This is a genomic window from Campylobacter sp. RM12637 (assembly GCF_020137645.1).
Taxonomy (GTDB): domain Bacteria; phylum Campylobacterota; class Campylobacteria; order Campylobacterales; family Campylobacteraceae; genus Campylobacter_E.
The window spans coordinates 1-665 of sequence record NZ_JACGAV010000054.1; the positions used below are offsets into that span (position 1 = coordinate 1).

Genomic DNA, 665 nt, shown 5'->3' on the forward strand with positions numbered 1-665 from the left:
ATTGAATGAATGTGTATATCGTGAATATCTTTTATATTTAAATCTTGCTTTAATATAAATTCTTTTACTTCACTAATCTCAATAAATGAGCTCTCAAGTAAAATATCTAAGCTTTGTTTAAATAATGATATAGACCACTTAGCAATTACTAAAGCTATTATTAAAGCTAGTATTGAATCAATAAAATAAAAATCAGTGTAATAAACAATAATCCCACCAATAATAATTGCAACAGAACTAAGTAAATCACTTAGCATATGAATTAGACTTGATTTAATATTTAAATTACTTGTATCAGCTTTCATTAATAATAAAGCACTAATTATATTTGCTACAAGTCCAAAGCAAGATACTATAAGCATAGTCTTTATATCTATTTTACTTGGGTTTAATAGTTTTTCAATAGCTTCATAAATAATAAATATAGTAAATATAGCTATCATAATAGCATTTATAAAAGCAGCTATTATTTCACTTCTATAATATCCATAAGTTTTTTTACTATCTTGTTTATTAATAAATATTAGTGCAATAAAACTTATTATCAATGCAAAAGCGTGTGTTATCATATGAAGTGCATCACTAATTAATGCTAAAGAATTAGCTAAATACCCATAAATTAATTCAGCAAACATTACTACAAAAGTTACTATAAAGCTTAATAA

Annotated in this window: 1 protein-coding gene; it reads right to left on the reverse strand. The window is 23.2% G+C overall.

What is annotated here, in order from left to right; genetic code table 11:
- A partial coding sequence (locus AVBRAN12637_RS09705) for a cation diffusion facilitator family transporter (RefSeq protein WP_336615831.1) occupies positions 1 to 665 on the reverse strand: 665 nt, incomplete at both ends.